Annotated in this window: 12 protein-coding genes; 3 read left to right on the top strand and 9 right to left on the bottom strand. The window is 72.1% G+C overall.

Annotation, left to right across the window (positions count from 1 at the left end):
- Nucleotides 1-11: 11 nt before the first annotated feature.
- The 4 genes from ACZ6BB_RS32195 to fasR form a co-directional block, all read right to left on the bottom strand.
- The gene (locus tag ACZ6BB_RS32195; RefSeq protein WP_007381745.1) at nt 12-260 is read right to left on the bottom strand and encodes an acyl carrier protein; all 249 of its coding nucleotides are present in this window, start codon (nt 258-260) and stop codon (nt 12-14) included.
- Between the two features lie 102 nt (nt 261-362).
- Nucleotides 363-1394, bottom strand: coding sequence for a beta-ketoacyl-ACP synthase 3 (locus tag ACZ6BB_RS32200; protein WP_471618643.1), 1032 nt, complete (start codon nt 1392-1394; stop codon nt 363-365).
- A gap of 13 nt (nt 1395-1407) precedes the next feature.
- The gene (locus ACZ6BB_RS32205) at nt 1408-2322 is read right to left on the bottom strand and encodes an ACP S-malonyltransferase (RefSeq protein WP_471618644.1); all 915 of its coding nucleotides are present in this window, start codon (nt 2320-2322) and stop codon (nt 1408-1410) included.
- A gap of 89 nt (nt 2323-2411) precedes the next feature.
- Nucleotides 2412-3614 carry a fatty acid biosynthesis transcriptional regulator FasR gene (gene fasR / locus ACZ6BB_RS32210; RefSeq protein WP_319363210.1) on the bottom strand — a complete coding sequence of 401 codons (1203 nt, stop codon included), beginning with the start codon at nt 3612-3614 and terminating at the stop codon, nt 2412-2414.
- A gap of 546 nt (nt 3615-4160) precedes the next feature.
- On the opposite strand from fasR, the gene ACZ6BB_RS32215 reads away from it, so the two are divergent.
- Nucleotides 4161-4820 carry a pirin family protein gene (locus tag ACZ6BB_RS32215; RefSeq protein WP_471618694.1) on the top strand — a complete coding sequence of 220 codons (660 nt, stop codon included), beginning with the start codon at nt 4161-4163 and terminating at the stop codon, nt 4818-4820.
- A gap of 7 nt (nt 4821-4827) precedes the next feature.
- Here the strand turns inward: ACZ6BB_RS32215 and ACZ6BB_RS32220 are convergent, their stop codons facing one another.
- The 3 genes from ACZ6BB_RS32220 to ACZ6BB_RS32230 form a co-directional block, all read right to left on the bottom strand.
- Nucleotides 4828-6669 (bottom strand): serine/threonine-protein kinase, encoded by a 1842-nt coding sequence (locus ACZ6BB_RS32220; RefSeq protein ID WP_471618645.1) that lies wholly within the window; start codon nt 6667-6669, stop codon nt 4828-4830.
- Nucleotides 6670-6793: 124 nt separating this feature from the next.
- Nucleotides 6794-7621, bottom strand: coding sequence for a serine hydrolase domain-containing protein (locus ACZ6BB_RS32225; RefSeq protein WP_471618646.1), 828 nt, complete (start codon nt 7619-7621; stop codon nt 6794-6796).
- A gap of 19 nt (nt 7622-7640) precedes the next feature.
- Nucleotides 7641-8111, bottom strand: coding sequence for a GNAT family N-acetyltransferase (locus ACZ6BB_RS32230; protein ID WP_471618647.1), 471 nt, complete (start codon nt 8109-8111; stop codon nt 7641-7643).
- A 96-nt stretch (nt 8112-8207) separates the two neighbouring features.
- Between ACZ6BB_RS32230 and ACZ6BB_RS32235 the strand changes: the two genes are divergently transcribed.
- Together ACZ6BB_RS32235 and ACZ6BB_RS32240 are read left to right on the top strand one after the other, a co-directional pair.
- Nucleotides 8208-8738 (top strand): MerR family transcriptional regulator, encoded by a 531-nt coding sequence (locus tag ACZ6BB_RS32235; protein ID WP_471618648.1) that lies wholly within the window; start codon nt 8208-8210, stop codon nt 8736-8738.
- Nucleotides 8735-9748, top strand: a complete 1014-nt coding sequence (locus tag ACZ6BB_RS32240) for an aldo/keto reductase (protein WP_471618649.1) — start codon at nt 8735-8737, stop codon at nt 9746-9748. The genes ACZ6BB_RS32235 and ACZ6BB_RS32240 overlap by 4 nt, the downstream gene beginning before the upstream one ends.
- Before the next feature lie 94 nt (nt 9749-9842).
- On the opposite strand, the gene ACZ6BB_RS32245 is transcribed toward ACZ6BB_RS32240, so the two are convergent.
- Nucleotides 9843-10700, bottom strand: a complete 858-nt coding sequence (locus ACZ6BB_RS32245) for a DUF4429 domain-containing protein (RefSeq protein ID WP_471618650.1) — start codon at nt 10698-10700, stop codon at nt 9843-9845.
- A 75-nt stretch (nt 10701-10775) separates the two neighbouring features.
- On the bottom strand, nt 10776-11984 hold the full coding sequence (locus ACZ6BB_RS32250) for an alpha/beta hydrolase (RefSeq protein ID WP_471618651.1): 1209 nt from the start codon (nt 11982-11984) through the stop codon (nt 10776-10778).
- Between the last annotated feature and the right edge of the window lie 113 nt (nt 11985-12097).

Here is a 12097-nt window from a genome sequence, read left to right on the forward strand (position 1 = left end):
ATCCCACCGGATCAGGCCTGGTGCTTGAGGATGTAGTCGGTCGCGTCGCCGACCGTCTTGAGGTTCTTGACGTCGTCGTCCGGGATCTTGACGTCGAAGCGCTCTTCGGCGGCGACGACGACCTCGACCATGGACAGGGAGTCGACGTCCAGGTCGTCGGTGAAGGACTTGTCCAGCTGGACGTCCTCGACCGGGATGCCGGCGATCTCGTTCACGATGTCGGCGAGACCGGCGACGATCTCTTCCTGGGTGGCGGCCATGTCAGGCGCTCCTTCGTAGTTTCCAGAGAGTGGGCGGCCCACCGCGGCAGCGGCAGGTTGTGCGTGTTTCCCGCGCCGGAACCGAAGATCCGGCAGCGGTGCCTAGGGGAGGGTAACGACCGTCGCTGCGTACACGAGACCCGCCCCGAAGCCGATGACGAGCGCGGTGTCGCCGCTCTTCGCCTCACCGGTCGCCAGGAGCCGCTCCATCGCGAGCGGGATCGAGGCGGCCGAGGTGTTGCCGGTGGTGCGCACGTCACGCGCGACCGTGACGTGCTCCGGCAGCTTGAGTGTCTTCACCATCGAGTCGATGATCCGCTCGTTGGCCTGGTGGGGAATGAAGACGTCCAGGTCGTCCGAGGTGATCCCGGCCGCGTCCAGCGCCTGCTGGGCGACCTTCGCCATCTCGAACACGGCCCAGCGGAAGACCGCCTGGCCCTCCTGCGTGATCGCGGGGAACTTGACGTTGCCCTCGCTGTCCAGCGGGAGCTTCTCCAGGTCGCCGACCCGGTACTCGTTCCACGGGACCGTCTGCTTGATGGTCTGGGACTTGTCGCCCTCGGAGCCCCACACCGTCGGGCCGATGTGCGGCTCCTGGGAGGGGCCGACGACGACCGCACCGGCACCGTCACCGAAGAGGAAGGCCGTGGCCCGGTCCTCCAGGTCGGTCAGGTCGGACAACCGCTCGACCCCGATGACGAGGACGTACTCCGCGGAACCCTCGACGACCATGCCCTTGGCGAGGGTGAGGCCGTAGCCGAACCCCGCGCAGCCGGCCGAGATGTCGAAGGCGGCGGCCTTGGCCGTGCCGAGCTTGTCGGCGATCTCGGTGGCGACGGCCGGGGTCTGACTGAAGTGGGACACGGTGGAGACGACGACCGCGCCGATCTGCTCGGCGGAGATGCCGGCGTCGGCGATGGCCTTGCCGGACGCCTCGACCGACATGGCGGCGACGGTCTCCTCGTCGTTCGCCCAGTGCCGGGTCTCGATGCCGGAGCGGGAGCGGATCCACTCGTCGGACGAGTCGATCTTCTCCAGGATCACGTCGTTGGGCACCACCCGGACCGGGCGGTAGCCGCCCACGCCGAGGATGCGTGCGTACGGGGCGCCCGTGCTCGGCCTGATCTTCGACATAGGTCCAGGGCTCCTAATTCTGGTGCTCGGCGATGAGCGCGCGAGCGGCGTCGAGGTCGTCGGGTGTCTTGAGCGCGACCGTCGCCACGCCCGGCAGGGCGCGCTTGGCCAGACCGGTGAGCGTGCCGCCGGGGCACACCTCGATCAGCGCGGTCACGCCCAGCTCCTTGAACGTCTCCATGCACAGGTCCCAGCGGACCGGGTTGGCGACCTGACCGACGAGACGGGCGAGCACCTCGGCACCGGTGGCGACGGCCTGCCCGTCCTTGTTCGAGACGTAGGTGACCGTGGGGTCCCCGGGCGACAGTTCCTCGGCGGCCTTGGCGAGGGTGTCCACGGCGGGAGCCATGTGGTGCGTGTGGAAGGCGCCGGCGACCTTGAGGGCGACCACGCGCCGTACGCCCTCGGGCTTGTCCGCCTCCAGGGCGGCCAGTTGCTCCAGGGTGCCGGCGGCGACGATCTGGCCCGCGCCGTTCACGTTGGCCGGGGTCAGCCCCAGCTTCTCCAGGTGCGGGATCGTCACCTCGGGGTCGCCGCCGAGCAGCGCGGACATACCGGTCTCGGTGATCGCGGCGGCGTCGGCCATGGCCAGGCCCCGCTTGCGTACGAGGGTCAGCGCGGCCGTGGCGTCGAGGACACCGGCGAACGCGGCGGCGGTGATCTCGCCGACGCTGTGGCCGGCGACCGCGCCGGGGGTCACCTCGCCCAGGGCGGCGGCGGACAGCAGTCCGGCCGCCACGAGCAGCGGCTGGGCCACGGCGGTGTCGCGGATCGCGTCGGCGTCGGCCTCGGTGCCGTAGCGGGCGAGGTCCAGCCCGATGGCGTCCGACCACGCGCCGAGGCGGTCGGCGGCGCCGGGGAGGTCGAGCCAGGGAGTCAGGAAGCCGGGCGTCTGGGCGCCCTGGCCGGGAGCGACGAGTACGAGCACTCTCACACTCTCTCTTGAGGACGGCTCGGGCCGCCCGTGGGGACAGGGACGAAGAACACGTAGGGGTTTTGTAGCACCCCGACAAAACCCTAGAGCTGGGGATCCCCATCGACCAGACGCCCGAGGATCAGCGCGATCCGCAGGGTGAAGGCCGAGCGTACATCTGAGGGCGACCAGCCGGTGACGTCAGTCACACGTCGGAGCCGGTAGCGCACGGTGTTGGGATGGACGAACAGCATGCGGGCCGCGCCCTCAAGACTTGAGGCTTGTTCGAGATAGACACTGAGCGTCTCCAGGAGAGCGGAGCCTGCCTCCTCCAGCGGTCTGTAGATCTCCTCCACCAGTTGCTCGCGCGCACTGGGGTCTCCCGCGATCGCGCGCTCCGGAAGCAGATCGTCCGCCAGAACGGGGCGGGGCGCGTCCTGCCACGCCGTGCACGCCTTGAGTCCGGCCGCGGCCGCCTGGGCGGACCGGGTCGCGGCCAGCAGGTCGGGGACGATCGGCCCGGCCACCACCGGGCCGGCCGCGTACGGCCCGATCAGCGACTTCGCCACCTGCAACGGGTTGTTGTCGCCACCGGCGATCACCACCAGCCGGTCGCCCAGCACACCGGTCAGGACCTGCAGTTTCGCGTGCCGGGCCGCGCGCCGGATGGCCTCCACGGTCAGCTCGCTGTCGCCGTCCGGGGCGGTGCCGAGGACGACGCAGACATGGTCGGGGGAGTTCCAGCCGAGCGCGGCGGCCCTGCTCACCGCCCCCTCGTCGGCCTCCCCGCTGAGCACCGCGTTGACGACCAGGGACTCCAGCCGGGCGTCCCAGGCGCCCCGGGCCTCGGCGGCCTGCGCGTACACCTGCGCCGTCGCGAACGCGATCTCCCGCGCGTAGACGAGGAGCGCCTCGCGGAGCACGCCCTCGTCGCCGGGCGCGGCCACCTCGTCGATCGCGGACTCCATGACCTCGATGGTCGTGCGCACCATCTCCACGGTCTGCCGCAGCGTGATCGCCCGGGTCAGCTCACGCGGCGCGGTCCCGAACACGTCCGTCGAGATGGCCTGCGGGGCGTCGGGATGCCGGAACCACTCCGTGAACGCGGCGATACCTGCCTGGGCGACCAGTCCGATCCACGACCGGTTCTCGGGCGGCATCGCCCGGTACCAGGGCAGCGATTCGTCCATCCTCGCGATGGCCTGCGCGGCGAGGCTGCCGGACGACTTCTCCAGCCGCCTCAGGGTCGCGACGTGCGCGTGGACGGGCGGTGCGGATGCGGGCCTGCTGGTTTCGGGTTCGGGCACGGGACAAGACTGCCTTATCGCTGCGCTTGCTTGTGCCGGAGGGTGCGGGCCGGGGGTGCGAGTCTGCCCGGGGGCGCGTGTACGGGGCCGCGGCCCCGGGGCGTGTGCGGGGAGCTGCGGCCCCCGGGCCCCCGCTGTTCGGCCTGCGGCCTCGTCCTCGAGCGCCGGACGGGCCGGGGGGTGGTGGTCGGCCGGGGTGTGTCGCCGGGCCGGGTATGCCGTGGGTCCGGAGGTGATGTCGGCCCGGGCATGCCGACAGGCCCGGGCGGGAGCGCCGTCGGTCCCGCTCGCCGTGGGCCCGGGTGTGCCGTCGGCCCAGGTAAGTCGCCGGCCGGGTGTGCCGTCGGCCGGGGTGGGGCGGCGGCCCGGGTAAGTCGGCGGCCCGGGTGTGCCGGGCGCCCGGATGCGTCGCCGGGGCGGGATGTGCTGCCGGCCAGGATGTCCGCCGTCGCCTCAGGGTGCCTCCGGCCCGGATACGCGCCGTCGGTCCCACCCGCGTCGCCCGACACCGAGCGAAGCGAACCGGAGGGATACCGTGGTCGGGTGATGGAGCTGCGGCGCGCCGGTGCGCGCTACCCCGGGGGAGATCCGGAGGCCGGGATCGCGTCGTTGCACGCCTTCTCCTTCGGTGCGCACTACGACCCCGACAATCTCCGCTTCGGCGCGGTGATCGCCTGCAACGAGGAGCGCCTCGCCCCCGGCGCCGGGTTCGACGAGCATCCGCACAGCCATACCGAGATCGTCACCTGGGTCGTCGAGGGCGAGTTGACCCACCGTGACACCGCCGGTCACGAGACGGTCGTCCGCCCCGGTGACGTCCAGCGTCTCAGTGCGGCGGGCGGGGTGCGGCACGTGGAGCGCAACGACGGCCCGGTGCCCCTCACCTTCGTGCAGATGTGGCTGGCCCCCCTGGACCCCGGCGGCGACCCCGCCTACGAGACCGTCCGCGGCATCGCCGACGCCACCCCGTACGCCGTTCCCGAGGCGGGCGCGATGCTGCACGTCCGGCGGCTGGGCACGGCGGGGGAGCGGGCCGAGGTGCCGGACGCGGCGAGGGCGTACGCGCACGTCGTCCGGGGCACCGTGCGCCTCGGGCCGCACGAGCTGGCGCCCGGGGACTCCGTACGGGCCGAGGGGGAGAAGGGGCTGGAGCTGGTCGCCGTCTCCGCCCCGGCCGAGGTGCTGGTCTGGGAACTGGGGGAGTGACGTCCCCTCAGTTCTCGGTGGTCGGTTCCTCCGCGTTGCGCCACACCGTGATGTCCACGGAGACGTAGTCACTGGGGTCGCCGCTCGCCGCCGCACCCTGGAAGGTGACCAGCCCCATGTGTCCGGAGTTGGTCCGCACGCACATCTGGGAGCCCTTGGCCACCTGGCCGAGCTTGACGGAGGCCGTGTACCGGGTCTCGTTGCGGCAGGTTTCGAGGGAGCCCTTCTGGGAGTTGTTCAGCAGCACGAGCTTCTCGCTGCTGCTGCCCAGCTTCTTCTCGCCGAACAGGCTGTCCGAGTAGTAGTAGAAGTCCCCGTCGTCCTCGTACGACACGCCCATCTCGCTGTCCAGGGGCTTGGGCGGGGAGTCCGCGAAGCGCACGTAGTAGTTGCCGGGGATGTTGACGCCCTTGAAGGTGACCGGCTTGGGGTCGGACTTCGGCTTGGACTCCGAGGATCCCGGGGACCCGGAGGAACTGCCGCCCGCACCGGCCGACGTACCGCCGGAGGAGCCGCTCGACGAATCCGTCAGGCCCTTCACGAGCGTGGCGCAGCTCCCGAGCAGCCCGAGGCCGAACACCGCCGCCACCCCGATGCCGATCCACTTGCCGACGTTGCTGCGCCGCGGCGGGAGGGGCAGCGGACGGGGACGGCCCTGTGGGTGGCCCGGGGGGTACGGCTGCCGGCCGCCCGGCTGCGGGTAGGGCGCATGGTGCCCGGTCGGCACGGTGTGCGGACCCGACTGCGGGTGGTACGGCGCCGAGGGCGGACCCGGCGGGGGCGGGGTCGCCGGCCCGGAGTGCATGGTCGGGGCCGCGTGCATGGTCTGCGCGCCGTGGTCCACGGACGGCGGACTCAGCTGGGTCACCGGCGCGGTGGCCGGCGGGGCGAGGGTCGCCGAGGTGGCGGCCTCCGCGGCCCTGTCCCGCGCGGCCAGCAGCTCCGCCGACGCCGAGACCCGCCGGGTGATGTCCGCGCCGATCGCCTCCGGCAGCCAGGAGCCCGACTGGACCAGCGGGGTGGGCGACGCCTCCTGGCAGAGGGCGACGACCTCGGCGGGGGAGGGGCGGTCCGCCGGGTCCTTGGCCAGACAGCGCTCGATGAACCGGAGTTCGCCGGCGAGACCGCTCAGGTCGGGCTCCTCGTGGACGATCCGGTACAGCACGGCGTGCGAGGGGCCGTCGCCGTACGCACCGGACCCGCGTGCCGCGAACGCGGCGACCTGGCCGAGCGCGAAGATGTCCGACGCGGGCGTGACCGGCTTCCCGGCCGCCTGCTCGGGCGACATGAACGCCGGGGTCCCGATGGAGACCCCGGTGCCGGTGAGGGCGGTGGCGTCGGCGGCGCGCGCGATGCCGAAGTCGATGACCCGGGGCCCGTCGGCGGCGAGCAGCACGTTGGAGGGCTTCAGGTCGCGGTGCACGATGCCCGCGCCGTGGATGACCGAGAGCGCCTCCGCGACCCCGGCGAGCAGCAGCAGGACCGAGTTCAGCGGCAGCGCGCCGTGCTCGGCGACGGCCGCGTGCAGCGACGGGCCGGGGACGTAGGCGGTGGCCAGCCAGGGCTGCGCGCCCTCGGTGTCGTGATCGAGGACGGGGGCGGTGTAGAGGCCCTGCACCCGCTGGGCGGCCCGCACCTCCTGCTCGAACCGGCGCCGGAACTCGGGGTCCTCGCTCAGCTCGGGCCGGATCGTCTTCAGCGCGATCGGGTGCCCGCCCGGCGTGTACGACAGGTACACCGTGCCCATGCCGCCCGACCCGAGCCGCGCCGCGAGCCGGTAGGCCGACACGGTCGTCGGGTCACCGGCCTCCAACGGCCGGAACTGCCCGCCCGCGCGAACCTCGCCCATTGTTCTCCCCCGAAAGCTGTGCGGCCGATGTGCACGGGGGAGGCTAGCGGACGAATCGCCGCCCATGGCCCGTCGCGCCGGGCATCGGGGCCTTCCGTCGAAGAGTTGTCGCTTCCTTCACCGATCAGACACCGTTCCCGACCTCGGCGAGCACGGCGTCGGTGAACGGCGTCCACGCCTCGACCGCCCACGGACCGAACGCACGGTCCGTCAGCGCCACGCACGCCAGTCCCGCCACGGGATCGATCCACAGGAACGTTCCCGACTGCCCGAAGTGCCCGAACGTCCCCGGCGACGACGAGGTCCCCGTCCAGTGCGGCGACTTGGAGTCCCGGATCTCGAAGCCGAGCCCCCAGTCGTTGGGGTTCTGGTGCCCGTAGCCCGGCAGGACGCCCTTCGTGCCCGGGTACTGCACGGTCATCGCCGCCGCGACCGTCCGCGGGTCCAGCAGCCGGGGCGCCTGCACCTCGGCGGCGAACCGCACCAGGTCATCGACGGTCGAGACGCCGTCCTTCGCCGGGGAACCGTCGAGCGAGGTGGAGGTCATGCCCAGCGGTTCCAGGACCGCCTGCCGCGCGTACTCCGCGAACGGCATGTCCGCGGCCTCGGCCACATGGTCGCCGAGCACCTCGAACCCGGCGTTGGAGTACAGCCGCCGCTCCCCGGGCGCCGCCGTCACCCGGTGCTCGTCGAAGGCCAGCCCCGAGGTGTGCGCCAGCAGATGCCGCACGGTCGACCCCGCCGGGCCCGCCGGCTCGTCCAGTTCGATCGCCCCCTCCTCGTACGCGACCAGTACGGAGTACGCGGCGAGCGGCTTGGTGACCGAGGCCAGCGGGAACCGGTGCCCGAGCGGCCCATGGCTCCCGAGGACGGTGCCGTCCGCCCGTACGACGGCCGCGGCGGCGGTGGGAACGGGCCAGTTCTCGATCAGCGCGAGGCTCTGCAAGGACATGCCCATGAGCCTAAGCCGCTCACAGATCCAGCTGCATCAAGGGGTCGGGCCTGCGCCGGAAGCCCATCGACGCGTACAGCGGCTCCGCCTCGGCGGACGCGGTCAGACGGACGTAGCCGGCGCCCCGCTCCCGGAACCAGCCGAGGAGCTCGTCCATGCAGGCGCGGGCGTACCCGCGGCGGCGGGCGTCGGGGTCGGTGGCGACGCTGAAGACGTGGCCGACCGCGCCGTGGGGGTTCCCGGCCCGCCCGATCCGGTAGTCGATGGTCCCCGCCACCAGCGCGGCGAGGGCGCCGGGCCGTTCCGGACGGTCGATCACGAAGGCCGCGAAGTCCCCGTCGGGATCGGCGAGCCGGCGGCGTACGGTGGGCAGGGACTCGGCGTGCCAGTCGGTGGAGCGGTCCGCTCCCGGCATGGAGTCGATCATCACCTGCCGCAGCCGGAGCAGTTCCCGGGCGTCCTCGGCCGTGGCACGTCGTACGAGACTCATGTCCGCACGCTAGCCAGCGGGTTCACGTCATGTCCCGGTGTTTTCTCACCGTATTCGCTTGCTTGGAGCGCACTCGAAGGTTTTAGCGTGGGAGCCATGACGGTGATGGAGACCACGAGTACGACGAGCGCGACCGGTGCGACGAGTACGACCGGTGCGACGAGCGCGACGGGTGTCACGAGTACCGCCGGTGCCGACAGTTGCGCCGGTCCGCCGCCGAAGCCGCGGCGGCCGGACGGACGGGACAGGTACACGATCAGCGAGGTCGTCGACCTCACCGGTCTGACGGCGCACACGCTGCGCTGGTACGAGCGGATCGGGCTCATGCCGCACATCGACCGTTCCCACACCGGCCAGCGCCGCTACCGCAACCGCGACCTCGACTGGCTCGACCTCGTCGGCAAGCTCCGGCTGACCGGCATGCCGGTCGCCGACATGGTCCGCTACGCGGAGCTGGTGCGCGAGGGCGACCACACCTACACCGAGCGCTTCGATCTGCTCAAGTCGACCCGGGACGACGTCCTGTCCCGGATCGCCGAACTGCAGGACACCCTGAGCGTGCTCGACCGAAAGATCAACTTCTACGCTGACGCCGGGCGGGCCCTGGCGTCGGAGAGGGCCTCATGACGGACGGCAGGATCGCGACAGCACGGCTCGGCACCGACGGCCCCGAGGTCGGCGTACAGGGCCTCGGCTGCATGGGCATGAGCTTCGCGTACGGCCCCTCGGACGCGGCGGAGTCCAGGGCCACCCTGGAGCGCGCGCTGGAACTGGGCGTCACGCTCTACGACACGGCCCACGCGTACGGCGCCGGGGAGAACGAGCGGTTCCTCTCCCCCTTCTTCAAGGCGCACCGGGACGAGGTCGTCATCGCCACCAAGTTCGGTCTGGCGATCGACCCCGACGACCCGACCGGTCGGATCATCCGCAACGACGCGGCCCACATCCGTGAGTCCGTCGAGGGCAGCCTGCGCCGCCTCGACGTCGACGTGATCGACCTCTACTACATGCACCGCCGTGACGTGCGCGTCCCGATCGAGGAGAGCGTCGGGGTCATGGCGGAGCTGGTCCGCGAGGGCAAGGTCCGGCAGCTGGGCCTCAGCGAGGTCACGGCCGCCGAACTCCGCGCGGCCCACGCCGTGCACCCCGTCGCCGCCCTGCAGTCCGAGTGGTCCCTCTTCAGCCGCGACATCGAGGCGCACGTCGTCCCCGCCGCCCGCGACCTCGGTGTCACCCTCGTCGCCTACTCGCCGCTGGGCCGAGGCTTCCTGACCGGATCGTTCGCCAGGGCCGAGGACCTCACCGCGGACGACTTCCGCCGCCACCAGCCCCGCTTCACCGGAGACAACGCGGCCGCCAACGCGGCCCTGCTGGAGCCCGTCCGCAAGGTCGCCGAGGCGCACGGCGCCACCCTCGGCCAGACGGCCCTGGCCTGGGTCCACCGGCAGTCGGCGACGCACGGCCTCCCGGTCGTCCCGATACCGGGCACCCGCAGGCCGGGACGGGTGGAGGAGAACGTGGCGGCGACGGGCATCGTCCTGGGCGAGGAGGACATGGCCCTGCTGGAACCGATAGCGGCCAGGGTCACGGGAGACCGCTACGCGGACATGCGCTTCACATCGGCGGGCAGGGAGTAGGGCTCACTCTTCGGGCGTGGGTGCCGCAGTGTGCCCAGGGGCGCGAGGAACTGCGCGACAGGCCACGACGCCGCGGAGATCCGTCGGAAGGGCCCTAGAGCTCCGCCAGCAGCTCCGCCTTCTTCACGCTGAACTCCTCGTCGGTGACCAGCCCCGCCTCGTGCAGCTCCCCCAGGTGCCGGATCCGGTCGGCGATGTCGGCCGGATCCCGCCGGGGCCCGGCGGCCGCCGCCGGCTCCACCGGCCCGGCGGAGCCGGTCCGCACCGCCGCCAGCACCGCCGCGGCGAACGGCAGCGACTCGTGCACCGGCCCGTACCCCAGCCCGAACACGACAGCGGCCGGATCATGATCCGGCTGAGCCGGCTGCTCACCGTTGACATCGCGCCGCAGCAAGCGCAGATACCCCTCGAACAGCTCCGGCGACCGCCAATCCACCCCGCTGAGCGCGCTCACCGGAAAACTCTGGTCCCCGGCCTTCCACTTCGCCGAGGACGCGCCCGTCCAGAACCACCGGAACGACACCGACCGCCCGTCGAACGAGGCCTTGCCGTCGTAAGCCTTGAACTGCAGCGGCACTTCGGGCGCCGCCACCAGGAACCGATCGGCGGGCCCCGACCCGGTCAGCCGGGCCCGCAGCTCGTCGGCGTAGTACTCCGCGAGCGTCTCCCGCTCGGCCGGCAGCACCAGCCGGTACGGGTCGGAGCCCTCCTTGAGCTGGTCCGCCGCCGCCTCCATCAGCGGATCGGCGCCCGGTCGCGGCACGGCACGCAGTACGACGGTGCCCCGCTTCCCGGGTGTCAGAGTCACCTCCGCGATCGCCTCCAGGGGGATGCGCCGCTCACCGAGCGCCTGGAAGAGCTTCGGCGTGCGAATCCCCCGTTCGAAGCGGATGAGCACGGAGTCGGACTCGAACTCCCAGGCGGCATGAAATCCGGCCAGTACGTCACCCATGCGGCTCATCGTATGCGGGCGACGCGGGGAAGTCCCGACCGTGGCGAACCGCACTTCTGCCCCTTTCTACGCGCGTCAGGCCGCAGCGCTGTCGGACAGACCCGCCAGACACGTGTCGTCCTCCCGCGCACAGCGCACCGACGCGTAGGCGCCGATGCCGATTTCGGCGAAGTTGTGCAAACTCTCCGTGCCCGGCTCGAAATAGCCACTGTGCCCCTGGGCGTCGGCGGCCGACAGGATGCGCGCCCCGAACTCCGAGGAGACCGGGTCGGCGCCGTGGCCGAGCCCGCCGACCTCCAGATAGGGCACGTCCTGGATCCAGTCGTCGGCGTCCCGCATGGCCCACACCCGCGCCCCCGTCCGCAGTTGGCGCACCGAGTCGGCGCGCATGCCGGGGCTGCCGGCGACCGCGATGTCGGTGACCCGGGACGGCAGTGACGACGCGGCGACCCCGCAGACCACCGAGCCGTAGCTGTGGCACACCAGCGCCACGGTGGAGCCCCCGGGCAGACTGCGCACCAGCGCGTTCAGGCGGACCGAGCCCTGCTCCGCGCGCAGCGCGGTGGCCGAGTCGAGGCCGAGGCCGGTGGGCGCGGTGTAGTCGGCCCAGGCGATCACGGCCGTGGGCGTCTCGGGGTCGGCCGAGCGCTCGGCGTCGTAGAGCGATTCGGCCATGCCGACGGGTGCGGAGAACCGGCGGTCGGTGCGCTGGAAGTTGATGATGCTGGTGTCGACACCCGGGACGACGACCGAGACGCGCTCCGCCGTGTCGAGACTGCCGAAGACCTCGGCGACCCGGCCGTTGCCCTCGGGGTCGAAGGCGAGGATGTTCCGCTTCTTCGCGGCGAGCATGGCGAAGCGGTGCATCCTGCGGCCGGCCTCGTGCCGGCCGGTCTCGGAGAGCCGCTGGTCGTGCATGCGCGTGCGTTCGCGCTCGCTCTGCCGGTGCAGCGCGAGGCGGTTGGCCCGGTAGCGCAGCTCGACGGGAGCGCCGGCCATGTTGCCGACGGCGAGCGGATACCGGTGGGCGAGCCGGCCGCGCTGGTGCGCGGTGAGCGAGGCGAAGAAGGCGGCCAGACGGTGCGGGGACGCGTCGGCGTCCGGCAGGTCACGGCCGTCGAGATGCCCGCGCTGCCACGCGGAGAGCGACGCCTGCAGCGGCGACGCCTCACGGTGGCTGCGGATCGCGGTCCAGCCGGTGGTCGCCAGCATCACGAAAACCACGGCCAGCGCCAGCAGTGCGCGCCAGACGTTCAGTTGCGGGGTGGAGTCGAAGGAAGTCACTGAAAGGACACACTAAGAGAACGGAAGGGTCTCGCGTTAACCAAGTGAGAGGGATCACGTTTCGATCACACACCTTCCGCGCACTGCGCACGGAACGTCCCGATGGTGCCCTT

Source organism: Streptomyces sp. NPDC041108, from assembly GCF_055592645.1.

Excerpts from the sequence above, each read along its gene's own strand:
- ACZ6BB_RS32195 (WP_007381745.1), bottom strand. The coding sequence starts at position 260 with ATGGCCGCCACCCAGGAAGAGATCGTCGCCGGTCTCGCCGACATCGTG.
- ACZ6BB_RS32200 (WP_471618643.1), bottom strand. The coding sequence starts at position 1,394 with ATGTCGAAGATCAGGCCGAGCACGGGCGCCCCGTACGCACGCATCCTC.
- ACZ6BB_RS32215 (WP_471618694.1), top strand. The coding sequence starts at position 4,161 with ATGGAGCTGCGGCGCGCCGGTGCGCGCTACCCCGGGGGAGATCCGGAG.
- ACZ6BB_RS32220 (WP_471618645.1), bottom strand. The coding sequence starts at position 6,669 with ATGGGCGAGGTTCGCGCGGGCGGGCAGTTCCGGCCGTTGGAGGCCGGT.
- ACZ6BB_RS32225 (WP_471618646.1), bottom strand. The coding sequence starts at position 7,621 with ATGTCCTTGCAGAGCCTCGCGCTGATCGAGAACTGGCCCGTTCCCACC.
- ACZ6BB_RS32230 (WP_471618647.1), bottom strand. The coding sequence starts at position 8,111 with ATGAGTCTCGTACGACGTGCCACGGCCGAGGACGCCCGGGAACTGCTC.
- ACZ6BB_RS32235 (WP_471618648.1), top strand. The coding sequence starts at position 8,208 with ATGACGGTGATGGAGACCACGAGTACGACGAGCGCGACCGGTGCGACG.
- ACZ6BB_RS32240 (WP_471618649.1), top strand. The coding sequence starts at position 8,735 with ATGACGGACGGCAGGATCGCGACAGCACGGCTCGGCACCGACGGCCCC.
- ACZ6BB_RS32245 (WP_471618650.1), bottom strand. The coding sequence starts at position 10,700 with ATGGGTGACGTACTGGCCGGATTTCATGCCGCCTGGGAGTTCGAGTCC.